The sequence below is a fragment of the Kitasatospora sp. NPDC056731 genome, assembly GCF_040687675.1.
GTDB lineage: Bacteria > Actinomycetota > Actinomycetes > Streptomycetales > Streptomycetaceae > Kitasatospora.
Genome location: NZ_JBFBNR010000040.1, coordinates 36422 through 59139 on the forward strand (window position 1 = coordinate 36422; position 22718 = coordinate 59139).

General features: G+C 74.1%; 19 protein-coding genes and 1 tRNA gene. 8 read left to right on the forward strand and 12 right to left on the reverse strand.

Annotated elements, in window-relative coordinates; all coding sequences use genetic code 11:
• Positions 1–159 precede the first annotated feature (159 nt).
• From AB0R04_RS30560 to AB0R04_RS30570, 3 genes are all read left to right on the forward strand, one after another.
• Positions 160–972 carry an NRDE family protein gene (locus AB0R04_RS30560; protein ID WP_363376829.1) on the forward strand — a complete coding sequence of 271 codons (813 nt, stop codon included), beginning with the start codon at positions 160–162 and terminating at the stop codon, positions 970–972.
• Positions 973–1119: 147 nt separating this feature from the next.
• A complete protein-coding gene (locus AB0R04_RS30565; protein WP_363376830.1) occupies positions 1120–2040 on the forward strand; it encodes an undecaprenyl-diphosphate phosphatase in 921 nt (306 codons plus the stop codon).
• Positions 2041–2091: 51 nt separating this feature from the next.
• Complete coding sequence (locus AB0R04_RS30570; RefSeq protein WP_363376831.1) at positions 2092–3519, forward strand: PLP-dependent aminotransferase family protein; 1428 nt, start codon at positions 2092–2094, stop codon at positions 3517–3519.
• Between the two features lie 22 nt (positions 3520–3541).
• Here AB0R04_RS30570 and AB0R04_RS30575 read toward each other — a convergent pair whose 3' ends face one another.
• The 8 genes from AB0R04_RS30575 to AB0R04_RS30610 form a co-directional block, all read right to left on the reverse strand.
• Positions 3542–3739: a DUF6126 family protein gene (locus AB0R04_RS30575; RefSeq protein ID WP_363376833.1), complete on the reverse strand. Its 198-nt coding sequence runs from the start codon at positions 3737–3739 to the stop codon at positions 3542–3544.
• A 32-nt stretch (positions 3740–3771) separates the two neighbouring features.
• Entirely contained in the window at positions 3772–4404 is a 633-nt protein-coding gene (locus AB0R04_RS30580) for an XRE family transcriptional regulator (RefSeq protein WP_063348316.1), read from the reverse strand.
• Between the two features lie 91 nt (positions 4405–4495).
• Entirely contained in the window at positions 4496–6229 is a 1734-nt protein-coding gene (locus AB0R04_RS30585) for a pyruvate dehydrogenase (protein ID WP_363376835.1), read from the reverse strand.
• Positions 6230–6343: 114 nt separating this feature from the next.
• Positions 6344–8749, reverse strand: coding sequence for a glycosyl hydrolase family 65 protein (locus AB0R04_RS30590; RefSeq protein ID WP_363376837.1), 2406 nt, complete (start codon positions 8747–8749; stop codon positions 6344–6346).
• 22 nt (positions 8750–8771) lie between these two features.
• Positions 8772–9518, reverse strand: coding sequence for a beta-phosphoglucomutase family hydrolase (locus AB0R04_RS30595; protein ID WP_363376839.1), 747 nt, complete (start codon positions 9516–9518; stop codon positions 8772–8774).
• Between the two features lie 151 nt (positions 9519–9669).
• Positions 9670–10470, reverse strand: a complete 801-nt coding sequence (locus tag AB0R04_RS30600; RefSeq protein ID WP_350880560.1) for a VOC family protein — start codon at positions 10468–10470, stop codon at positions 9670–9672.
• A gap of 248 nt (positions 10471–10718) precedes the next feature.
• Complete coding sequence (locus tag AB0R04_RS30605) at positions 10719–11168, reverse strand: SRPBCC domain-containing protein (protein ID WP_363376841.1); 450 nt, start codon at positions 11166–11168, stop codon at positions 10719–10721.
• Between the two features lie 256 nt (positions 11169–11424).
• Complete coding sequence (locus AB0R04_RS30610; RefSeq protein ID WP_363376843.1) at positions 11425–13173, reverse strand: LCP family protein; 1749 nt, start codon at positions 13171–13173, stop codon at positions 11425–11427.
• A 465-nt stretch (positions 13174–13638) separates the two neighbouring features.
• Between AB0R04_RS30610 and AB0R04_RS30615 the strand changes: the two genes are divergently transcribed.
• Positions 13639–14721: an acyl-CoA desaturase gene (locus tag AB0R04_RS30615; RefSeq protein ID WP_363376845.1), complete on the forward strand. Its 1083-nt coding sequence runs from the start codon at positions 13639–13641 to the stop codon at positions 14719–14721.
• Between the two features lie 129 nt (positions 14722–14850).
• On the opposite strand, the gene AB0R04_RS30620 is transcribed toward AB0R04_RS30615, so the two are convergent.
• A tRNA-Lys gene (locus AB0R04_RS30620) sits at positions 14851–14923 on the reverse strand.
• Positions 14924–14960: 37 nt separating this feature from the next.
• Positions 14961–15734 carry a nucleotidyltransferase domain-containing protein gene (locus AB0R04_RS30625; protein ID WP_363376847.1) on the reverse strand — a complete coding sequence of 258 codons (774 nt, stop codon included), beginning with the start codon at positions 15732–15734 and terminating at the stop codon, positions 14961–14963.
• A 157-nt stretch (positions 15735–15891) separates the two neighbouring features.
• Between AB0R04_RS30625 and AB0R04_RS30630 the strand changes: the two genes are divergently transcribed.
• The 4 genes from AB0R04_RS30630 to AB0R04_RS30645 all read left to right on the forward strand — a co-directional run bounded on the left by AB0R04_RS30630 (position 15892) and on the right by AB0R04_RS30645 (position 19176).
• Positions 15892–16656 (forward strand): SDR family oxidoreductase, encoded by a 765-nt coding sequence (locus AB0R04_RS30630; RefSeq protein ID WP_363376849.1) that lies wholly within the window; start codon positions 15892–15894, stop codon positions 16654–16656.
• A 55-nt stretch (positions 16657–16711) separates the two neighbouring features.
• The gene (locus AB0R04_RS30635) at positions 16712–17407 is read left to right on the forward strand and encodes a tyrosine-protein phosphatase (protein ID WP_363376851.1); all 696 of its coding nucleotides are present in this window, start codon (positions 16712–16714) and stop codon (positions 17405–17407) included.
• Positions 17408–17584: 177 nt separating this feature from the next.
• Entirely contained in the window at positions 17585–18679 is a 1095-nt protein-coding gene (locus AB0R04_RS30640; RefSeq protein ID WP_363376853.1) for a hypothetical protein, read from the forward strand.
• 161 nt (positions 18680–18840) lie between these two features.
• A complete protein-coding gene (locus tag AB0R04_RS30645; protein WP_063348325.1) occupies positions 18841–19176 on the forward strand; it encodes a hypothetical protein in 336 nt (111 codons plus the stop codon).
• Positions 19177–19204: 28 nt separating this feature from the next.
• Here the strand turns inward: AB0R04_RS30645 and AB0R04_RS30650 are convergent, their stop codons facing one another.
• Positions 19205–20071 (reverse strand): TIGR02452 family protein, encoded by an 867-nt coding sequence (locus tag AB0R04_RS30650; RefSeq protein ID WP_363376855.1) that lies wholly within the window; start codon positions 20069–20071, stop codon positions 19205–19207.
• Between the two features lie 204 nt (positions 20072–20275).
• A complete protein-coding gene (locus tag AB0R04_RS30655) occupies positions 20276–22612 on the reverse strand; it encodes a DEAD/DEAH box helicase (protein WP_363376857.1) in 2337 nt (778 codons plus the stop codon).
• Between the last annotated feature and the right edge of the window lie 106 nt (positions 22613–22718).

Below are 22718 nucleotides of genomic sequence, written 5' to 3' on the forward strand. Positions count from 1 at the left end.
CGTGGGGCGAGTGTGCCACGGCGGCGGCCGAAAAGGGAGGGCTCTGGGGCGCCTCCGGGCGCGGACGCGCACTCCCGGCGCGCGAACGGGAGTGCGAGGATCGACCGCGGGGGCGCCACCACGCGTGCCCCCGCCGGGCGAGGTCAGGGGGCCGCGATCGTGTGTACGGCGTTCGTCAGCATCGAACCGGGAGCGGCCGTGCCGGTGCTGCTCCTCTCCGTCCGGGACGAGTACCTCGGGCGCGGCTGGCTGCCGCCGGACCACCACTGGCCGGACCGGCCGGCCCTGGTCGGCGGACTCGACCTCGCCGCCGGCGGCACCTGGCTGGCCGTCGACCCCGGGCGGCGGACCGCCGCCTGCCTGCTGAACGGCTTCGGGCCGCTCGCCCCCGCCGACACCCGGCTGTCCCGTGGCGAACTGCCGCTCACCGCCGTCCGGGACGGCGGGATCGGCCACCTCGACCTCACCCCGTACGACCCGTTCCACCTCGTCCTGGTCCGGCCCGACGGCGCCCGGGTCACCAGCTGGGGCGGCGGCCGGCTGGAGGAGCGCGACCTGCCGGTCGGCCTCAGCGTGGTGCTCAACGACGGGCTGGAGGGCACGGCCGCCAACCGGACCGCCTCCGAGTGGATCCGCGCGCTGATGGCCGCCCGCGCCGACCGCTTCCGGGCCCGCCTCGCCGCCGCGCCCCGGCCGGAGCCGACCGGCGACGGGCCCGCCGAACAGGCCTGGGGCGACTGGCTGCCGATCGTCGCGGGCGACGGCCTGCCGCTGGACGACGACGCGGCGCTGATCCAGCGGCGGGACTTCGGCGACGGGCGGATCTGGGGGTCCTCCTCGATCTCGCTGCTCGCGCTCGGGCCGGACGGGCCGCGCTACGACTTCGCCCCCGCGCCGGTGCCCGCCGACGGCGGGGCGTGGCGGCGGGTGCCGCTCGGCGGAGGCGGGCCGGCGGCGCGGTCCGGCGGCTGATCGGCTGCCAACCGGCGGCTGGCCGACAGCGGTGGCGCCCAGACGTCCGCTCGATGAACTTCTGGCGGCGGGGCTGCCGGGCGTCTACATGCCCGTAGTAGCTTCGCGGGGCTCCCCCGGATCCAGACCCCCGAGCGAAGGTGCGCGATGTCCACCCTGACCTACCCGGAAGCGATAGGCGTCGGCCTGCTGCAGGGTGTGACGGAACTCTTCCCGGTCTCCAGCCTGGGCCACAGCATCCTGCTCCCCGCCCTGATCGGCGGGAAGATCCAGCGGGACCTCGACATGACCGCCGAGGGCTCCTCCTACCTCGCCGTCCTGGTCGGCCTGCACCTGGCCACCGCGTTCGCCCTGGTGGTGTTCTTCCGCAAGGACTGGGTCCGGGTGATCGGCGGCTTCTTCAGCTCGATCCGCCGCCGCCGGGTCGAGAGCCGGGACGAGAAGCTCGCCTGGCTGCTGATCATCTCCACCATCCCGGTCGGGGTGGCGGGCCTCGCCCTGGAGAAGGCGCTGCGCAACGCGCTCGGCAAGCCCGTCCCGGCCGCCGTCTTCCTGGCCCTCAACGGGCTGGTGCTGCTCGGTGCCGAACGGCTCAAGCGCGGCGGCACCGGCCGCCGGCGGGCCGGGCACACCGCCCCGCCGGCCGACGAGCCGGGCCTCGACCCGGCGATCGCCTCCGACCACCGCCTCGCCCGGCTCAGCTTCGTCCAGGGCGCCTGGATCGGCGCCGCCCAGATCCTCGCGCTCTTCCCCGGCATCAGCCGCTCCGGTGTCACCATGAGCGCCGGCATCCTGCGCGGCCTGCACCACGAGGACGCCGCCCGCTTCTCCTTCCTGCTCGCGACCCCGGTCATCCTGGCCGCCTCCGTGCTGAAGGTGCCGGAGCTGTTCAAGCCGGAGAACTCCGCCGTCCTCGGCCCGGTCGTCGCCGGCAGCATCGCCGCCTTCGTCGCCGGCTACGTCTCGGTGCGCTTCCTCACCAAGTACTTCGAGACCCGCAGCCTGACGCCGTTCGCGCTCTACTGCTTCCTCGCCGGCGTCGGCAGCGCGGTCTACCTGTCGGTCTGATCCGCCCCCACCCCGGGGTCGAGGATGCCGGGCCGCGCGATAATCGGGCCCGTGAGCAGCTCCTGGACTTCCTTCGGCGGCGACTTGCACCTGGACCTCACCGAGCGGCGCGCCGCCGGGGCCGGGCTGCGGGCCGCCCTGGAGGACGCGCTGCGCGAGGCCGTCCAGGACGGGCGGCTCGGGCCCGGCACCCGGCTGCCGTCCTCGCGGGCCCTCGGCGAGGACCTCGGGATCGCCCGGAACACCGTGGTCGAGGCGTACGGGCAGCTCACCGCGGAGGGCTGGCTCACCTCCCGGCAGGGCTCCGGCACCACCGTCGCCCGGCGGGCCGCGCCCGGCCGGAGCCGGCGGGCCGCCCGGCCCGCGGCGGGGCGGCGGACCGTCCGGCACGACCTGATGGCCGGGCGGCCCGACCTCTCGCTCTTCCCCCGCACCGCCTGGCTCGCCGCCGCCCGCCGGGCCCTCGCCACCGCGCCGCACGAGGCCTTCGGCTACGGCAGCCCATTCGGCCGGATCGAGCTGCGGCGGGCGCTCACCGACTACCTGGCGCGGGTTCGCGGCGTCCGCACGGACCCGGACCACCTGCTGATCTGCACCGGTGTCTCCCAGGGCCTGGGCCTGCTCTGCGCCGCCCTGCGGGAGCGCGGGGACCGTGCCCTCGCGGTCGAGGAGTACGGGCTGCCGCCGCAGCACGCCGTCGCCCGGGCGGCGGGGCTGGCCACCGTCCCGGTGCCGCTGGACGAGGCGGGCGCCCGGGTCGAGCGGCTCGACGGCCGGTGCGGGGCCGTCCTGCTCACCCCCGCGCACCAGTTCCCCACCGGTGCGCCGCTGGCCGCCGACCGGCGGGCCGCCGCCGTGCGCTGGGCGCGCGAGCGGGACGGGTACGTCGTCGAGGACGACTACGACGGCGAGTTCCGCTACGACCGGCAGCCGGTCGGCGCGATGCAGGCGCTCGACCCGGAGCGGGTGGTGTACGCCGGGACGGCCGCCAAGAGCCTCGCGCCGGGCCTGCGGCTGGCCTGGCTGGCCCTGCCGGACGCGCTGGTCGAGCCGGTGGCCCGGTTGAAGAGGCTGGCCGACACGATGTCCCCGGTGCTCGACCAGCTGACCCTCGCCGAGCTGATCACCTCCGGGACGTACGACCGGCACGTCCGCCGCTGCCGGCTGCACTACCGGCGTCGGCGGGACCAGTTGGTCGCCGCGCTCGCCGAGCACGCCCCGCGCGTGCGGGTCACCGGGATCGCCGCCGGGCTGCACGCCGTTCTCCAACTGCCGCCCGGTTCCGCGTCCGAGGCTGAGCTGCTGGCCCGGGCCGAGGCCGTCGGTCTGGCCCTCGAAGGGCTGTCCTGGCACCTCGCCGACCGGTCGGCCGCCGACCCGGACGCCGCCCCCGCTCTGGTGATCGGCTACGCGTCCCCGCCCGAGCACGCCTTCCCGGCGGCGCTGGACGCCCTCTGCGAGCTGCTGCGCGAGCGGTGAGGGCCGCGGCCGCCCCGGTGGACTACTTGTTGCGGTTGCCCAGTTCGAACAGCAGCATGATGAAGCCGGCGACGGCGTGGATACCGGCGGTGTAGATCACCAGGCGGACCCCGACCCGGCGGTTGGCCGAGATGCCGGCGTCGACGGTCACCGGGGCGGGGGTCGGAGCGGCCGGGGCGGTGGCCGCGGCGGCCTGGTCGGGGATGGTGGGATCGGCCATGAGGGATCTCCTCCAAGGGTTCTGACGTCGGGTCAGTGGGTTGCTGCGGGGCCGCCGAGGCAGAGTTCGCCGCCGGGGCTCTGCAGCAGGGTGTGGACGAAGAGCAGTTCGACGCCGTCCGGCGCGTCGGCGGCGATGCAGTGCGGGGTGAGCGAGTCGAAGTGGGCGGAGTCGCCGACGTCGAGGCGGTGCACGCGGTCGCCGAGGGTCAGCTTGAGCCGGCCCTGCAGGACGTACAGCCACTCCTCGCCGGGGTGGACCCGGACCACCGTGTCCTGCACGCCCGGGGGCACGTGGACGCGCAGCGCCTGCATGGCCCGGCCGGGGGCGCCGGCCCGGCGGTAGCCCCAGCCGCCGGCGCGGCCGGGTTCGATGGCGCCGCCGCGTACGACCGGGTCGGGTTCGGCCATGGTCTCGCCGAGCAGGCCGGAGACGGAGGTGCCGTAGGCGCGGGCGAGGCCGAGCAGGACGGGGAGGGAGGGCTGGCGGCGGCCGGTCTCCAGCCGGGACAGATAGGCTGGGGAGAGCCCGACCCGGGCGGAGGCCACTTCGAGGGTCAGGCGGCTGCTGAGCCGGTGTTCCCGGAGGCGGGCGGCGAGGCCGACCACTTCCTGGTCGTCGAGCCGGTCTTCCGGGGCGGCGTCCCCGGTCGGGCTGGTGGTCATGTGACCAGTGGACACCCGCCGTGCCGCTCGGGCAAGAATTTTGCCTCAGAGGCAAGAGGGCTCGAAGTCCCCCTTCTCGGCCGGACAGGGCCTACGGCCGCGGGATGTTGCGCAGGTTGCTGCGGGCCAGGTCGATCATGCGCCCGACCCCGCCGGAGAGCACCGTCCGCCCGGCCGCCAGCGCGAAGCCCTTCAGCTGGGCCGCCGTGATGTACGGCGGGATGGACAGCGCGTTGGGGTCGGTGACCACGTCCACCAGGGCGGGGCCGGGCCGCTCCAGCGCCTCCGCCAGCACCTCCCGGACCCTCCCCGGCTCGGTGACCCGCTTGGCCGGGATGCCCATCGCCCGCGCGATCCCCGCGTAGTCGACGTCCCCGTTGTCGATCTCGTACTCCGGGTAGCCCGAGACCAGCATCTCCAGCTTGATCATGCCGAGCGCCCCGTTGTTGAAGACGACGGTCTTCACCGGCAGCCGGTGCTTGGCCACCGTCAGCAGTTCGCCGAGCAGCATGCCGATCCCGCCGTCGCCGGCCATCGCGATCACCTGCCGCCCGGGGCAGGCCAGTTGGGCGCCGATGGCGTGCGGCAGGGCGTTGGCCATCGAGCCGTGCAGGAAGGAGCCGATCACCCGGCGGCGGCCGTTCGGCTGGAGGTAGCGGGCGGCCCAGACGTTGTTCATGCCGGTGTCCACGGTGAACACCGCGTCGTCGGCGGCCACCTCGTCGAGCACCGAGGCGACGTACTCGGGGTGGATCGGCAGGTGCTTCTCGATGTCCCGGGTGTAGGCGCCGACCACGTCCTCCAGCGAGCGGCAGTGCTTGCGCAGCATCCCGTCGAGGAAGGCGCGGTCGCGCTTGGCGTCCAGCAGCGGCAGGACGGCCCGCAGGGTGGCGGCGACATCGCCGTGGACGGCCAGTTCGAGCGCGGTGCGGCGGCCCAGCCGGGTGGCGTCGTGGTCGACCTGGACGGTGTGCGCCTGCGGCAGGAAGGAGTCGTACGGGAAGTCGGTGCCGAGCAGCAGCACCAGGTCGGCGGAGTGCAGCGCCTCGTGGCAGGCGCCGTAGCCGAGCAGGCCGCTCATGCCGACGTCGTACGGGTTGTCGTACTGGATCCACTCCTTGCCGCGCAGGGAGTGCCCGACCGGCGCGTTCAGGGCCCGGGCCGCCTCCATCACCTCGCCGTGCGCCCCGCGCACCCCCGCGCCGCAGAACAGGGCGACCTTGCGGGCCGCGTTGAGCAGCCGGGCCAGCTCCTGCACCTGGGACCACGGCGGCGCGGCGACGGCCTGCTCGGTGAGGAAGTGGCTGGTCCCGGTGGGCCCGGCGGCGGGGAGCGCGGCGACGTCCCCGGGGAAGGCCAGCACCGAGACGCCGTGCGAGCCGAGCGCGTGCTGGATGGCGATCCGCATCAGCCGGGGCAGCTGGGCAGGGGTGGAGAGCATCTCGCACCAGGAGCTGCAGTCGGTGAACACCCGCTCGGGGTGGGTCTCCTGGAAGAAGCCGGTGCCGATCTGCCCGGACGGGATGTGCGAGGCGAGCGCCAGCACCGGCAGGCCGCTGCGCTGGGCGTCGTACAGGCCCTGGACGAGGTGGGTGTTGCCGGGCCCGCAGGAGCCGGCGCAGACCGCGAGCCGGCCGCTGAGCTCGGCCTCGGCGGCCGCCGCGAAGGCGCCCGCCTCCTCGTTGCGCACGTGCACCCAGCTGATGCCGTCGGTCCGCCGGATCGCGTCCACGACCGGGTTGAGGCTGTCTCCGACCACGCCGTAGACCCGCTCGACCCCGGCCTGCCGGAGCACCTCCACCATCTGTTCGGCCACGCTCGCCACGGGTGCTCTCCAATCACCGGCCGCCCGCTGCCGCAGGACACCTGCACCCTCCGACGGCCGGGCCCGCCCCGCACCCGGAGCGGACCCGAACAGGTGAACGACCGGCCGGTACGGCTACTCCGCCGCCAGGTGGTCCTGCTGCCCGAGCTTGCCGCTGACCAGGCCCGCCTGCGCCTGCCGCCGGGCGGGCTCGCGGCCGGGCGGCTGGCCGCACCGCTCCTGGGCCGGCGGCGCGGTGGTCGGCAGGGTGACCGGCTGCCCGGCCTTCACCTGCACCGGCTCGCCGTCGTGCCACAGGTGCAGCACCTCGCCGCGGCGCAGCGCGTACGTCGTCCCCTCGTGGGTGATCTGGACGCCCAGCAACTGCCCGCGGACCATCAGCGAGAACCCGAGCCTCATCAGCCCGCCCGGCAGCCGGGGCCGGAAGGACAGCGAGTCGCTGTGGTCGCGCAGCCCCCCGAAGCCCGCCACCAGGGCGATGCAGGCGCCCGCGAGCGAGGCCATGTGGAGGCCGTCGCGGGTGTTGCCGCCGAGGTCGTGCAGGTCCATCAGCGCCGCCTCGGCCGTGTAGTCGTACGCGAGGTCGAGCTGGCCGACCTCGGCGGCGATCACCGCCTGGGTGCACGCGGAGAGCGAGGAGTCGCGGACGGTGAGCCGCTCGTAGTAGGCGAAGTTGCGGGCCTTCTGCTCGTCGGTGAACGCGTCGCCGCGGACCTGCATGGCGAGCACCAGGTCGGCCTGCTTGACCACCTGCTTGCGGTACAGGTCGAAGTACGGGTAGTGCAGCAGCAACGGGTACTTCTCGGGCGGGGTGTGCTCGAAGTCCCAGACCTGGTGGTGGGTGAAGCCGTCGGCCTGCGGGTGCACGCCGAGGTCCTCGTCGTACGGGATGTACATCGCGGCCGCGGCGTCCCGCCAGGCGGCGGTCTCCTCGGTGTCGACGCCGAGTTCGGCGGCCTCGTGCGAGTGGCGGGCGGCGGCCTCGGCGGCGGCGCGCAGGTTCGTCTGCGCCATCAGGTTGGTGAACACGTTGTTGTCGGCGACGGCGCTGTACTCGTCCGGGCCGGTGACGCCCTCGATGCGGAACTTCCCCGAGACGTCGTGGTGGCCGAGCGAGCGCCACATCCGGGCGGTCTCCACCAGCAGTTCGAGCCCGTACGCGCGCTCGAACTCGGCGTCCCCGGTGGCCCGGACGTAGCGGGCGACAGCGGCGGCGATGTCGGCGCCGATGTGGAAGGCGGCGGTACCGGCCGGCCAGTACCCGGAGCACTCCTCGCCGCGGATGGTGCGCCAGGGGAACACCGCTCCGGCCAGGCCGAGTTGGGCGGCCCGCTCGCGGGCCAGCGGCAGCGTGGTGTGCCGCCAGCGCAGGGCCTGGTTGACGGCCCCGGGCAGGCAGTAGGTGAGCACCGGCAGGACGAAGGTCTCGGTGTCCCAGAAGCTGTGCCCGTCGTAGCCCGGGCCGGTCAACCCCTTGGCGGGGATGGCCCGTTCCTCGCTGCGGGCGCCGGCCTGGAGGACGTGGAAGACGGCGAACCGGACGGCCTGCTGGAGTTCGACGTCGCCTTCGATCTCGACGTCGCTGGTCTCCCAGAACTCCTTGAGGTAGTCGGCCTGTTCGGCGACCAGACCGTCCCAGCCGGTGTACCGGGCGGCGGTCAGCGCGGCCTCCACCTGGTCCCGGACGGCGGGCAGCGAGCGCGTCCCCGACCAGCCGTAGGCCATCAACTTGACCAGCCGCAGCCGCTGTCCGGGCCGGAGCACGGTGGTGACGCTGATCCGGCAGTGGTCGGCCTCGGCCTCGGCGACGGTTTCGAGCTCCTCCGGGCCCTCGATCACGTGGTCCATCCCGGCGGCGACCCGGATCGCGCTGTAGCGGGTGCGGTGCACCAGGACGGCCTTGGTGCCGCTCGCGTGGTGCACCTCGGGCTGCAACGGCGCCTCCAGCACGGCGGAGGCCCGCGGATCGCCCTCGGGGCCGCCGGGCAGCTGCTCGTTGGCGACCAGCTCGGACTGGAGCACGATCCGCACCGGCCCGTCCACCGCCTCGACGCTGTACTCGACCGCGGCGACCGCGCGCTGGGTGAGCGAGACCAGCCGGGAGGAGCGCACCCGGATGGTCCGGCCGGCCGGGGAGGTCCACTCGGCCTCGCGGTGCAGCATCCCCTCCCGGAAGTCCAACCAGCGCTTGTGGCAGATGAGTTCGCCGTAGCGCAGGTCGAAGGGCTCGTCGTCGACCAACAGCCGGATGATCTTGCCGTTGGTCACGTTGATGACGCTCTGGCTGGACTCCGGGTAGCCGTAGCCGCCCTCGCCGTACGGCAGCGGGCGGAGCTCGAAGACACCGTTCAGGTAGGTGCCGGGGAGGCCGTGCGGCTCGCCCTCGTCCAGGTTGGCGCGCAGGCCGATGTGGCCGTTGGAGAGCGCGAACAGCGACTCGGCGCGGGCCATCGCGGTCAGGTCCAGGCCCTGCTCTGCGATCTGCCAGGGGTCGACGGAGAAGTTGTCCAAGCCACTCATGCGACTACCCCGCTCCACTCACTCATGCCTGCTCCTCCAGCAGTTCGGCGAGGTCGTCGACGACCACGGTCGCGCCGTCCCGGCGCAGTTCGGCGGCCTGCCCGGTGCGGTTGACCCCGACCACGGCCCCGAAGCCGCCCGCCCGGCCGGAGGCCACCCCGGCGAGCGCGTCCTCGAAGACGGCGGCGTGCGCGGGCTCGACGCCGAGCGTGCGGGCGGCGTACAGGTAGGTGTCGGGGGCGGGCTTGCCGGGCAGGCCCTCGCGCTGGGCGACGACGCCGTCCACGATCACGTCGAACAGCCCCTCGATGCCCGCCGCCCGCAGCACGTCCCGGCAGTTGGCGCTGGAGGACACCACGGCGCTGGGCAGCCCGAGCGCGCGCAGCCGGTGCACGTACGCGACCGAGCCGTCGTACGGCTGGACGCCCTGCTCGCGGATCAGCCGCAGGACGGTGTCGTTCTTGGCCCGGCTGATCCCGTGCACGGTAGGGGTGTTGGGCGGATCGGCGTCGGTGCCCTCGGGCAGGTCGACGCCCCGGCTGTGCAGGAACGCCCGGGTGCCGTCCAGTCTCGGGCGGCCGTCCACGTAGGTGTCGTAGTCGGTGACGGCGTCGAAGGGGACGAACTGCCCGCCGGTGCAGGCGGCTTCGGCGCGCAGGAAGGAGTCGAAGGTGTCCTTCCAGGCCGCGGCGTGCACTTTGGCGGTCTGGGTGAGGACCCCGTCGAGGTCGAAGAGGAAAGCGCGGATGTCGTCCGGTAGCCCCAGCATGGGTGCAGTCTTACCCGGGAACGCGGGGAAGCCGCCCATTTCCCGGCGGCGCGTCGCGGGAAGGGCGGCTTCCGGTTGCCCGGGTGCTCGTGGGTGGCCAGGTGGGCTCGTGGGTGCCCGGCGCTGGTACGGCGAGGGGTGCCCGGCGCTGTTACGGCGAGTCGGGCATCTGCGCCTCGGCGGCCTCCGCCACCGCGAACACCGCGCCCTGCGGGTCCTGGACGACCGCCATCCGGCCGGACTGCATGTCGAACGGCGGCTGGATCACCGAGCCGCCCGCCTTGACCAGGGCGTCCACGGTGGAGTCGGTGTCGTCCACCGAGAAGTAGGCCATCCAGTGCGAGGGCGTGCCCGCCCCCAGGTACTTGGGGATCGGCTGCATGCCACCCACCGTACGGTCGCCGGCGTTGAGCGAGAAGTACCCCTCCATGCCCTGGATGGTCGCCGGGCGCAGCCCGAGCGCCGGGAGGTAGAAGCGGCCGGCCGCGTCGGTGTCGGCGGTGTTGAGCTCGTTCCAGACCAGTGCGCCGGGCTCGTTGACCACGCCCGCGCCGATGAAGTCCATCGCCTGCCAGACGCCGAACACCGCGCCGGTCGGGTCGGCGGCGACCAGCATCCGGCCGATCACGCCGACGTCCATCGCCGGGTAGAGGATCGTGCCGCCGTGCTCGGCGATGGCGGCCCCGCTCACGTCGGCGTCGTCCGAGGCCAGGTAGGTGGTCCAGGCGACGGGCGGCAGCGGCTGGCCCTCGGGCGCGGACCGCGCCATGATCCCGGCGACCGGTCGGTCGTTGAGCATGCACACGGCGTAGCCGCCGAACTCGGCCGGGCCGACCTCGCCCTGCCAGCCGAACAGGTCGCGGTAGAAGTCGAGCGCGGCCTGCTGGTCGCTCGCCATCAGGTCGATCCAGCACGGGGTGCCGGGCTTGTACGGAGCGGTGACTACGGGCATTGCTGGGCCTCCCGAAGGCAGTGGTCGCCGGCGTGGTCGTCGGGGCGGGCGGGTCCCGGCCGCCCGGTGCCGGGCTGCCGGTGCCGGCCGTCAGCGCGAACGGCGGGTACACCGCCCACCATCGGCCCGGCGCCGCGATCCCGCCACCGGACGGCGCCCTGGCGGGCGATCGGACGGGCCCGGGGCCCGTTGGCCGCCGGCGGGCCGTTCGCGCGGCGTCGTGCCGCTCACGCCGCCGCGGGGGCCGTTCACGCGGCGTCGTGCCGCTGGGCCGTGACGAAGTACGGCTGCACCTTGCCGCTCTGCGCGTAGTCCTTGAGCCGGACCAGCAGTTCGGCCCAGGTGCCGGCGACCAGCGGGACACCGTCCTCGCTGCCCGGCTGCCAGCCGCCGTGCCGGAACAGCAGCCGGGTGCGGCCGGGCTCGTCGGGCTGGTCGGCGAGGTCCCAGCTGATCCAGGTGCCGGCCCAGTGCGGCGGGAAGGCCCCGGCGTTGGCCCACACCACCCGGTCCAGGTCGGCCCGCTCGCGGCGCAGCCGGAACGGCTCGGGGACACCGGGGAAGTCGAACAGCAGGACGTCGCCCTCCCGGTCCACGCCGGTGGTCCACCAGCTGGTCAGCCCGCCGTGCGTGTTGAGCGCGGCGAGGACGACGGCCCGGGGTGCGGCGATGTCGAACTGGAGGGCGATCTCGGGCATGGGGGTCCGCCTTTCGGTGCGCGCCCCCCTTGTCCGTGGGCCGGGCCCGGTGTGCCGGGGTCCCGCGCGTCGGGCCCCCGTCCCTCGGGTCGCCCGTCCCTCAGGTCGCCCGTTCCTCAGGTCGCCCGGGCCGGGCGCCTCCCCGGTTTCTCCGGCCACCATGGCACGACCCCCGGGCCCGCGCGCCCTGGACGGCGCCGGCCCGGGGGTCGTCCCCACGGCTCGGGTGCGGTCAGCCCCCACGGCTCGGGTGCGGTCAGCCGCCGCTGCCGTAGGTGGTGTTCGCGCAGATGTCATCATCCGCCGAGCGGGCGTCGTTGGTGACGGTGGTCGGCAGCGGCGCCGGGGGCGCCGGGGTGCCGTTCGCGGCCGCGCCGCCCGTCCCGGCGGCCGGGCCGGTGGCGCCGCCGCCGTTGGCCGCCGAGAAGTCCTTGCCGACGATCAGGGTCACGCCCGCCGAGTTGCCGGCCTCGACGCTGGCGCCCGGGAACAGCGCGGCGACCTTGTCGGCGTTCGCCTTCTGCCCGGAGCCGTACTCGATCATGGTGGTCTTGTACTTGGTGCTCGCCGCCTGGCCCGCCGTGGTGGCGACGAACTTGGCGGCCTTCAGCTGCGCGGTCGCCTTGCCGGCCAGGCCGTTCTCGGTCGTCCCGTTGTAGACCGCCACCTTGATCGACGAGTTGCCGGCGTCCGCGGCCGGCGCGGCGGGCGCGCTGGGCCCGGCCGACTGCGACGCGGCCGGTGCGCTCGGGCTGGCGGCGGCGTCCGGCTGCTGGCCGGTGGCGTTCTGCCCGTCGATGGTCTGGTCGGCCTTGAGGGTCTCCCAGAGCTTGTTGGCGTCCGGCTGGACCAGGTCGAGGTCCTTGTCCTGGGTGCGGTAACGCCAGGGCGCCGTCACGAACTTGAGGTCGTGCATGTCGATGTTCTTGAGCGACAGCCCGAAGGAGAGCAGCTTGTCCGCGGAGGCCAGCCCCGGGTCGACCACCAGCGACTTGGTCGCGGCGTCGGCCAGCGGCAGCAGGTTGGTGGGGCTCAGCCCGTCCTTCTTGACCTTGCTCGCGAGCGAGCTGAGGAAGGCCTGCTGGCGCTTCATCCGGCCGATGTCGGAGCCGTCGCCGATACCGTGCCGCAGGCGCACGTAGTCCAGCGCCTGCTGGCCCTGCACGGTCTGCTTGCCCTGCGGCAGGACGAGGTCGCCCTTCTTGTGCAGGTTGGGGTTGACGTCGCCCTCGTAGATGGCCTTCGGCAGGCAGACGTCGACGCCGTTCACGGCCTTGGTCATCGCGGAGAAGCCGTTGAAGTCGACCACGATGGTGTGGTCGACCCGGATCCCGGTGAGCTTCTCCACCGTGTTCTGGGCGCAGGCCGGGTTGCCGCCGTCGCTGCCGCCGACCGAGAAGGCCGCGTTGAACAGGTCGCTGGACGCCCCCTTGGTCCACTTGCCGTTGGGCAGCTTGCAGGGCGGGATCGGGACCTTCGCGTTGCGCGGGATCGAGATGCCCACGGCGTGCTTGTGGTCGGCGTAGACGTGCAGCAGGATCGTGGTGTCCGAGCGGGCGCCGCCGTCCTCACCGCCGCCGAGGTCCGAGTTGTTGCCGCCGCGGCTGTCCGAGCCGATCAGCAGGACGTTGACCGGCTTGTTGCCGTCCGCGTCGGCCTGCGCCTCCGGCGGGCGGTCGGTGGCTATCGCGTCGCCGTCGAAGGACTTGATGTTGGCGTTCAGCTTGAAGTAGATCGCCCCGCCGGCGCCCGCGATCAGCACCAGCACGCCGGCCGCCGACCAGGCGACGATCTTCTTCACGTTCTTCTTGGGCTTGCGGCTGTTGCGCGCCGCCGCCCGGCCGCCACCGGCCGCCGCCGCCTCCGGCCTGCCGCCGTCCTTGCCCGCGCCCCGACCGCCGTCCTTGCCCGCGTCCTTGCCGCCGTCCTTGCCAGCGCGGCCAGCGCCCTTGCCCTGGGCGGCGCGTCGGGCCTCCGCCCGGCCCCCGGTACGCGGAGGCGGCACGGACCCATCGCTCCCCGTCGTGGGCGCGCCGGGTGCGTTCTCCCCCCGAGCCGGGCCCTCGCCCCACTGACCTGACATGCGCGTACCTTTCACCGACGGAAGCGACGCCCCGGACGATCTGGCGCACCGCACACAGGGAGACGGTCGGAGCCGTTCCCAGGTTGCACATACGAACATCGGTACAAACAGATGAACGTGGCTTCCGATCATATTTAGGCCCGACGCGGTCACCGACCTCCGGTCCACCACCAACCCCGGCCACCACGGCGCAAGCTCGCCACAGAACGCCCGAAACCAGCCGATTACGACGTGACCTACGCCACCTCTCCCCGCCCCTTCGGCACCATCCGGCACCACGCGCCGCACGTCCGCAGCCGCCCGGGACGGTCCGGGGGTTATCCTCACCCCGCCCCAGGGGGATGCCCCCGTTTCTCAAGGCCCGTTCGCTAGACCAGACTCAGCACCATGACCACCGATACCGCGGGGACGCCGACCGCGAAAACCCGGCCGCAGCCGCCCGCCGGACCACCGGACACCGCCCCGCCCGGAACCGGCGGGAGCGACTTCGCCCAACTGCTCGGCCGGATCAGCGCCGAGGCCCTGCTCGACCGACGCCCGGTCTACTACACCGTCCGCGCGGGCCTCGTCCTCGCCGCGTTCCTCGGCGGCTGGTGGGCCATGTTCGCCCTCGGCGACACCTGGCTCCAACTCGGCCTGGCCGCCGCGATGTCCATCGTCTTCGCCCAACTCGGACTGATGGCCCATGACCTGGCGCACCGCCAGGTGTTCACCGGGCGCCGCGCCGGCGAGATCGGCGGCCGCATCGTCGCCAACCTCCTGATGGGCATGAGCTACGGCTGGTGGATGAACAAGCACACCCGCCACCACGCCAACCCCAACCACGAGGAGCGGGACCCGGACGTCTCCCCCGACCTCGTCGTCTGGTCCCAGGACCAGGCCAGGAGGGCCAGCGGAATCGCCCGCTTCATCGGCCGCCGCCAGGCGTTCCTCTTCTTCCCGCTGCTCCTGCTCGAAGGCCTCAACCTCAGCTACAACAGCTTCCGCGCGCTGCGCAGCCCGATCATGAAGCGCCCGTACCTGGAGGGCTTCCTGCTGGTCGCCCACTTCGCCGCCTACCTCGGGCTGGTCTTCGCCGCCCTCCCGGTCGGCAAGGCCTTCGCCTTCCTCGCCGTCCACCAGGCGCTGCTCGGCGTCTACTTGGGCTGCGTCTTCGCCCCCAACCACAAGGGCATGCTGATGGTGACGCCCGGCATGCGGCTCGACTTCCTCCGCCGCCAGGTCCTCACCTCCCGCAACGTCCGCGGCGGCTACTTCATCGACGCCCTGATGGGCGGCCTCAACTACCAGGTCGAGCACCACCTCTTCCCCAGCATGCCCACCCCGGCCCTGCGCCGCGCCGCCGTCCTCACCCGCGACTTCTGCGCCGAGAAGGAGATCACCTACTACGAGACCGGCCTCTTCCGCTCGTACCGCGAGATCCTCACCCACCTCCACCAGACCGGCGCCCCGATCCGCGCCGCGGGCTGACCCGCCCCACGACCCGCACCACACCGCGGCACCCCGGCTACTCGACCAGCCGGGGTGCCGCAGTGCGTTCACCGGCCGCGGACATACAAAAGGCCAGGTCAGAGGGTTTCTGACCTGGCCTCGGTTCGGTGGGCCACCAGGGGCTCGAACCCTGAACCTACGGATTAAAAGTCCGCAGCTCTGCCAATTGAGCTAGTGGCCCGTGGCCCTCGTCCCGGTTGGGGAGGGCCACCGTGATCCTACCCGGTGGGGCGCAGGGCTCCGCCAGTGGATTGCGCGGGCGCGCCGGGGGCGGGGGGCGGAGCGTAGTGGGCGGCGCGGACGCGGCGGAGCCAGGATTCGGCGGGGCGCGGGTCCGGGGCGGCGGGGAGGACGCCGGGGCGGGCCAGGCGATCGGCGGCGTCGGCGAGCAGGGACTCGGCGACGGCGGGGCGGTCGGCGATGCGTTCACCGAGGTCGCGGACGTGTCCGGGGTCGGCGAGGCGGACCAGATTGTGGCCGGTCTCGTGCAGCCGGACGGCCTGCGCGACCAGCCGGACCAGGTGCCGGGCGTGCTTGGCGGCCCGGCCGCGGGTGACCGGGTCGGTGGTGTCGCGGGTCAGCAGTTTGCGGAACTGCTGCTCTGCGTAACCGAGATAGGCCTTCCGGACAGCCGATTCGCTGAGGAAACTCGAGCGGATCTCGACCAGTTCGGCACCGAGCGGGGTGCGGATCTCGTACAGGTCGTCCGGCAGCCAGACGAGCTCGGAGGCGGTCGGGTTGCAGGACAGCGCCAGGCGGCACCACTTGGCGGCCTCGTGCAGGGTGACGTCGGGCCCGGTGGTGACGTGCGACTCGGCCGGGCGGTGCAGGCCGTGCAGTTCCTCGGTGGGGGCGGCGTACAGACCGAGCCGGTCGACGTCGGAGCCGGCGTGGGCGAAGCCGTACGCGGTGGAGCCGACCACGCCGGAGAGCAGGACGGTGCCGGGGACGGCGGGTGCGGATGCGGATGCGGGTGCGGGTGCGTCGGGCATCGTCGGTCTCCTCTCGACCAGCAGGCTGGCAGGACGGTGCCGGCGGTGAGGGTGGTGGCGGCGCCGCTACCGCATCCTCGCCGGTCCGGGCCGCTCCGGGCGAACGATTTCCGCGCCGGGGCCCGCCCCGGCCGGTCCGCCGGGTAGCGTACCGACCATGTCGACCACCATCCCCGACGCCGGCGTCCTGATCGTCACCGGCGCCGGCCGCGGCATCGGCGCCGCCACCGCCCTGCTCGCCGCCCGGCGCGGCTACCGGGTCTGCGTCAACTACCGCACGGACGAGGCCTCGGCCACCGCCGTGGTGGACGCCGTCCGGGCCGAGGGCGGCACCGCGCTCGCCGTCCGGGCCGACGTCACCCGCACCGCCGAGGTGGAGCGGCTGTTCACCACCGTGGACGCCGAACTCGGCCTGCTCACCGGCCTGGTGAACAACGCCGGCACGCTGGAGAAGCAGTGCCGGCTGGAGGACATCGACGAGGACCGGCTGAACCGGATCTGGGCCGCCAACATCACCGGCCCGTTCCTGTGCGCGGCCCAGGCCGTCCGCCGGATGTCCACCCGGCACGGCGGCCGCGGCGGTGCCATCGTCAACGTGTCCTCGGCCGCCTCGCGGCTCGGCTCGCCCAACGAGTACGTCGACTACGCGGCCGCCAAGGGCGCCGTCGACTCGATGACCCGCGGCCTCGCCCTGGAGGTCGCCGCCGAGGGGATCCGGGTCAACGCCGTCCGCCCCGGCCTGATCCACACCGACATCCACGCCCTCGGCGGCGAACCCGGCCGGGTCGACCGGGTCGCCCCCGGACTGCCGATGCGGCGCGGCGGACGGGCGGAGGAGGTCGCCGAGGCGATCCTCTTCCTGCTCTCCCCCGCCGCCTCGTACACCACCAACGCGTTCCTGGACGTCTCCGGCGGGCGCTGAAAGGTTCCCTCCGGTTTCCTTCCGCCGGCCCGCCCGCCGCCCGTACCGTGGGGCCATGACCGACGCCTTCATCGACATCCCCGGTGTGCGCAACTTCCGTGACGCGGGCGGGATCGGCGCCCTGCGGCGGGGCGTGCTCTACCGCTCCGGCTCCTTCCACACCCTCACCGACGAGGGCGCCCGGCGCCTCAAGGCCCTCGGCCTGCGCACCGTCCTCGACCTGCGCAGTCCGGTCGAACTGGAGGTCTGGCCCGACCTGCGGCACGGCCTCGACCACGAGGCCCTCAACCTGCCGACCCTGCCCGCCAACCGCGAGGACGTCGACCAGCCCTGGCCCGAGGACCAGGCGGCGCTCTACCCCTTCATGGCCCAGACCGCCGGCCCGTCCCTCGCCGCCGTCGTCCGCCGCCTCGCCGCCCCCGGCGCGCTGCCCGCCCTCGTGCACTGCGCCGTCGGCAAGGACCGCACCGGCCTGACCATCGCCGTCCTGCAGTCCCTGCTCGGCGCCTCGGAGGCCGACGTCACCGCCGACTTCCTGCTCTCCAACGTCGGCCTCGGCCTCGACCGGGGCCCCACCCCCTACGTCGACGAGACCGGCACCGAACGCGTCTCCCGCCCCGTCACCGCCGAACTCCTCGCCTCCGCCCTGGGCTGGATCCACACCCGGCACTCCTCCCTCCCCGCCTACCTCCGCGCCCACGGCGTCACCGACGAGGAGCTGACCGCCCTGCGCGCCAACCTGTCGGCCTGACCGGCCCGGGGACGCACCTGCTCCCGGCCTTCGAAGCGCCACCGCTGGGCGGGCGGGCCGGTGTCCTCCCACGGGTGGACGGCGGGGTCGGGGGGCGTGCGGCGCGAAGGCCGTGGCCCGGCAGCCGACCCGGCACCCGCCACCGGGCCCGCCCGCAGCGCCGCCTATGCTGCGGCGGTGTCTTCCGACCATGATGCGCCGCACCGTCAGCAGCCCACCCTCCTGGAGGCGGTGGCCGGGCTGGAGGCGGTGGCCGCCGCCGGGGACGACGACCGCTTCGGCCCCGCCCTGGCGCTGGTGGGCGGGCTGTTCGGGTCGGCCGGTCCGGCCGAGGCCGCCGCGGCCGGTCCCCGGCTGGCCGCGCTGCTGCCGGGCACCCCGCCGTTCCCCCGGGCGCACCTGGCGATGGTCGTGGGCGCCTGCGTGGAGAACGGCGCCGACCCGGTCGGCTGCGCGGGCCCGGTGCTGGCAGGCCTGCGCGGGGCGCTGACCGGCACGCAGCGGCTGACGCGGCGGTGGGCGCAGACCGGCGGCGGACCGCTGCCGGACCCGGAGGGCGACGACCCGGTCGAGGCGCACGACCGGGTCGCGGATCCGGCACACCTGGACGCGTGGCACGCGCACCTGGCCGTGGTCGGCTGGTGGACGCTGCACCTGTGGCAGCGGGCCGCCTGGGTCGTGTACGCGCACCCGCCGGTGCGCCGCGAGGCGCGCACCTCGGGCGTGACGGACGTGCTGCTGGAGCTGTTCGAGCGGTACGACGGCGGGCGGCACGACTTCAAGGGCCTGGCGCACCTGGCGCTGGTCCTCGACGACGAGCCGCTGCTGGTGCTGGACCGCCCCACCGGCACCGGTTACCTGCTGCGCATGGACGGGCTGGGCGACACCTTCCAACTGCACACCCTGCTCGCCGAGGTGCTGATCGGCGGCGGCCACCTGCCGGGCACCCGGCCGGACCCGGAGGTGGTGGCGCTGGCCCGTACCGCGGTCCCGGACGACCGCCGGGTGGTCGCGACCGGCGCGTTCAACCTGGTCGCCCCGGACGGCTCGTGGCTGTGGAACGAGGGGACGCCCAGCGACATCCCGGTGGTGGACGGCGTACGCACCCTGGTGCTGGACCCGCCGCCGTACGAGCGCAGTTGGTCCGCCGGGCGGTTCCTCCAGGAGGTCCCGGGGGACCTGCGGCTGGAACGGGTGCTGCCCCCGGCGGAGGCCGCGCAGCGGCTGGCCCGCACGGTGCCGGCGCAGCCCGCCGAACAGGCGTTCCGGTAACGCGCCCGCAGGGAGGCCCGAAAGCGGGGAGGCCCGAAAGCGGCGGGACCCGACGGCAGCGGGGCCCGACGGCGGGGAGACCCGGACGGGCGCGGGGCGGGCGGGCTATGGTCGGAAGCCGGAACAGGAAGTCAGGACAACCTCTACGAGTGGAGTCGACGATGGCGAAGGTCCCCAACGTGCTCTCGGCCGCCGCGCCCGCCGCGCTGACCGCGGCGAGCGGCCTGGTGGGCGGTTACGGCGTCGCCCGCTGGAGCGGCCGGCGCGAACTGGGCGGCGCGGTGCTGGCGGTGGCCGGTGCCGGGGCGGCCGCGCAGTGGCACCGCAGCTCGGGCGCGGCCACCGCAGCGGCGCTGACCGGCCTGTACGTGGCGGCGTTCGGCGGCTCGCATCCGCTGGCGAAGAAGATCGGCGCCTGGCCGTCGGTCTTCGCCGTCACCGGTGTGGTCGCGGCGGCCTCGACGGCCGCGACGGCGCTGGCCGCCCGCAAGCGGTAGCGGCACCCGGCGGCACCCGGCGGCGGCCTCAGCGCACCGCCGCGCCGGACTGCGCCGCCCCGCCGAACCGCGCCTCGAACGCGGCCCGGTTCGCCGAGACCGGTGAGCGGTCCCAGACCGCGAACACCACCCGTTCGAAGGCCGCCCCGTACCGGGAGAGCGCGCCCTCGAAGGCCTCGGCGACCTGGGCCGGGTCGTTGCGGAACACCCCGCAGCCCCAGGCCCCGAGCACCAGCGTGCGGACCTCGTGCCGGGCCGCCGCCGCGAGCACCCGGACGGCCCGCTCGGCGAGCACGCCCCGGACGTCCACGTCGGCCGAGCGCCGTTCCAGCTGGCCCGCGTTGGGTGCGGGCGAGGTCAGGAAGGTGACCGGGTACGGCCGCGCCAGCAGGTCGCCGCCCCGACCGCGGATCACCGGTACGTCGGGCGAGACGATCACCCGGTGGCTGTACCGGAGGTCGGTGGAGGCGCGGTGCGCCTCGTAGTAGTCCGGCGCCTCCAGCAGGCAGGTGTAGAGCAGCGCGCTGCGGCAGAGGTCCTCCTCCTGGGCGCGGGCGCCGCGCAGGTAGCCGCCGCCGGGGTTGCGCGCGGAGGCGAAGTTGAGCACCCCGACCGGGCCCGCCCCGCCCTCGACCAGGCGCCGGGCGGCCTCGATGCTGCCTTCGGCCGTCACCTCCACCGCCCCGACGGGCCCACCGGGCCGATCCGGCCCTGGCCCCGGGCCCCCGCCCCGCAGCAGCGCGTCCAGCGCCGGCGGCGCGTACGACACCGTGCCGGCCCTGGCGGCCGCCAACTGCTCCCCCACCATGACGAGTTCGCCACCGGCCGCCCGGTAGCTCCCCCGCTCGGCGATCTCCTCGTTCACCCGGGCCACGTCATGCAGTCTGCTGCTCATGTCCGGGACGCTACGGGACTTCCGCCGGGCCGCGCCACAGGTTATTCTCAGCTGCAGAACAACACCTCGGGGGTACGAGGGGTACCGGGGGAGGTACCCGGGGGTATCGGGGGAACGCGACGGGCCCGCTCCAGTGCATGGAGCGGGCCCGTCGTGTGTGTTCAGCTGTTCAGCTACCGGTGGTCAACCACCGGCCGTACGGCGTCAGTTCTTCCAGCGCGGCTTGCGGTCGTCGCGGTTGAAGCCACCGGAACGGTCGCGGTCGAAGCCACCCGAGCGGGCGCCGCCACGGTCGTCACGGTCACGGCCGAAGCCACCACCGGAGGCCTGCGGACGGCCGCCGGAGCGGTGGTCGTCACGACGCGCGAACGGACGGTTGTTGCTGCCGCCGCGCTCGTCACGGTCCCGGCCGAAGGACGGGCGGTCACCGAAGGTGCGGGCCGGGCGGTCACCGAAGGAACGGCTGCCGCGGTCGTCGCGGTCACGGTTGAAGCCACCGGAACGGTCGCGGTCGAAGCCACCACCGGTGCGGGCCGGGCGGTCGCCGAAGGAACGGCCGCCGCGGTCGTCACGGTCACGGTTGAAACCGCCCGAGCGGGCGCCGTCACGGTCACCGAAGGAACGGCCACCACGGTCGTCACGGTCACGGTTGAAGCCACCCGAGCGGGCGCCGCCACGGTCGTCACGGTCACCGAAGGAACGGCCACCACGGTCGTCACGGTCACGGTTGAAGCCACCGGAACGGCCACCACGGTCATCACGGTCGCGGTTGAAGCCACCCGAGCGGGCGCCGCCACGGTCATCGCGGTCACCGAAGGAACGGCCACCACGGTCGTCACGGTCACGGTTGAAGCCACCGGAACGGCCACCACGGTCATCACGGTCGCGGTTGAAGGCCGGACGCTCGGTGCGCGCCTCGCGGTACGAAGTCGTGCGCTCCTCGGCCTGCGGCGCGGCGGCCGGAGCCGGCGCCTCGATGGCCGGGGCCTCCGCAGCGGCCTCGTCGCCCGCCTCGGCGGCCGGGGCCTCGTCCTCGATGCCCAGCTCGGCCCGCTCGCGGGCGGCCCGCGCGGCCAGGCGGTCGGCCTCCTCGCGCAGCTCGGTGGTGCGGCGCTGCGCGCGCTCCAGCTGGCGGGTCATGTCGGCGAGCTCGCGCTCGGCGGCACCGGCGATGCCGGCCGCGCTCTCGGCCTGGACCTCGATCAGCGAACGGGCGCCGGTGATCTTGGCGACCTCGGCGTCGAAGGCGTGGTCGAGGATGTGGCGCGAGGCGTCGACGCCCGCGTCCTCCATCAGGCGGAAGACGCCGCGGCGCTGGTGCGGCAGCACCAGGGTGACGACGGCGCCGGAGCGCCCGGCCCGGGCGGTGCGGCCGGAGCGGTGCAGGTAGTCCTTGTGGTCGCCGGCCGGGTCCACGTTGAGGACCAGGTCGATGCCGTCGACGTGGATGCCGCGGGCGGCGACGTCGGTGGCGACGACGACGTTGACGTAGCCGTCCTTGAAGTCGCCGAGGACGCGGGTACGGGCGCCCTGGGTCATCCCGCCGTGCAGCGCGTCGGCCTTCACGCCGGCCTCGATGAGCTGCTCGGCGACGCGGTCGGCGCCCATCTGGGTGCGGACGAAGATGATCGTGCGGCCCTTGCGGGCGGCGATCGCGTTGGTGATCGGCGCCTTGTCCTTGGGCTTCACCACGAGGATGTGGTGGGTCATGGTGGTGACCGCGCCGGCCGACGGGTCGACCTCGTGGGTGACCGGGTTCTTCAGGTAGCGCTTGACCAGGGTGTCGATCTCGTTCTCCAGGGTGGCGGAGAACAGCAGGCGCTGGCCACCGGCCGGCACCTGGTCGAGGATCTCGGTGACCTCGGGCAGGAAGCCCATGTCGGCCATCTGGTCGGCCTCGTCGAGCACGACGGTCCGGACGTCGCCCAGCTTGGCGCTGCCGCGGTTCAGCAGGTCGCGCAGGCGGCCGGGGGTGGCGACCAGGACGTCGACGCCGCGCTCCAGCGCGTAGATCTGGTTCGACATCGAGGTGCCGCCGCAGACGACCTTGAGCTTGAGGCCGAGCACCGAGCCGAACGGCTCCAGGGCGTCGGCCACCTGCATGGCCAGCTCGCGGGTCGGGACGAGGATCAGGCCGCGCGGGTGCTTGGGCTTGGTGCGCTCGCCGTCGGCGAGGCGGGTCAGCAGCGGCAGGCCGAAGCTGAGGGTCTTGCCGGAGCCGGTACGGCCACGGCCCAGCACGTCCTTGCCGGCCAGGGCGTCCGGGATGGTCGCGGCCTGGATCGGGAACGGGGTGGTGACACCGCGCTTGGCGAGGGCGCGCACGACGTCGTCGTGCAGGCCCAGGTCGCCGAAGGTGATGGTGGGCTCGGCGGGCTCCTCGGCCTCGACGGCGTCGGCGTTCAGCTCGACGTCGGCGTCGGTGGGCTCGACGGCCTCAACGGCCTCGACGGTGTCGGTGAGGGTGTCGGCGGTGTCGGTGACATCGGCGGCGGCCTCGCTCGCGGGCATGGCGAAGCGGGCGTCGTCAACGAGAGACATGTAAAACCTTCCGGAAGTGGCACGCGCCAAAGTCCGGGGGTTCTGTTTCACAACCGCCTCTATGCGGTCAGCCACGGATCGCCGGAACGCGCCAAGGGCGCCAGAT

What these genes read in the sequence shown, in the direction of transcription:
- AB0R04_RS30565 (WP_363376830.1), top strand. Translation starts at nt 1,120, where the DNA reads ATGTCCACCCTGACCTACCCGGAAGCGATAGGCGTCGGCCTGCTGCAG.
- AB0R04_RS30575 (WP_363376833.1), bottom strand. Translation starts at nt 3,739, where the DNA reads ATGGCCGATCCCACCATCCCCGACCAGGCCGCCGCGGCCACCGCCCCG.
- AB0R04_RS30580 (WP_063348316.1), bottom strand. Translation starts at nt 4,404, where the DNA reads ATGACCACCAGCCCGACCGGGGACGCCGCCCCGGAAGACCGGCTCGAC.
- AB0R04_RS30590 (WP_363376837.1), bottom strand. Translation starts at nt 8,749, where the DNA reads ATGAGTGGCTTGGACAACTTCTCCGTCGACCCCTGGCAGATCGCAGAG.
- AB0R04_RS30595 (WP_363376839.1), bottom strand. Translation starts at nt 9,518, where the DNA reads ATGCTGGGGCTACCGGACGACATCCGCGCTTTCCTCTTCGACCTCGAC.
- AB0R04_RS30600 (WP_350880560.1), bottom strand. Translation starts at nt 10,470, where the DNA reads ATGCCCGTAGTCACCGCTCCGTACAAGCCCGGCACCCCGTGCTGGATC.
- AB0R04_RS30605 (WP_363376841.1), bottom strand. Translation starts at nt 11,168, where the DNA reads ATGCCCGAGATCGCCCTCCAGTTCGACATCGCCGCACCCCGGGCCGTC.
- AB0R04_RS30615 (WP_363376845.1), top strand. Translation starts at nt 13,639, where the DNA reads ATGACCACCGATACCGCGGGGACGCCGACCGCGAAAACCCGGCCGCAG.
- AB0R04_RS30625 (WP_363376847.1), bottom strand. Translation starts at nt 15,734, where the DNA reads ATGCCCGACGCACCCGCACCCGCATCCGCATCCGCACCCGCCGTCCCC.
- AB0R04_RS30630 (WP_363376849.1), top strand. Translation starts at nt 15,892, where the DNA reads ATGTCGACCACCATCCCCGACGCCGGCGTCCTGATCGTCACCGGCGCC.
- AB0R04_RS30635 (WP_363376851.1), top strand. Translation starts at nt 16,712, where the DNA reads ATGACCGACGCCTTCATCGACATCCCCGGTGTGCGCAACTTCCGTGAC.
- AB0R04_RS30645 (WP_063348325.1), top strand. Translation starts at nt 18,841, where the DNA reads ATGGCGAAGGTCCCCAACGTGCTCTCGGCCGCCGCGCCCGCCGCGCTG.
- AB0R04_RS30650 (WP_363376855.1), bottom strand. Translation starts at nt 20,071, where the DNA reads ATGAGCAGCAGACTGCATGACGTGGCCCGGGTGAACGAGGAGATCGCC.
- AB0R04_RS30655 (WP_363376857.1), bottom strand. Translation starts at nt 22,612, where the DNA reads ATGTCTCTCGTTGACGACGCCCGCTTCGCCATGCCCGCGAGCGAGGCC.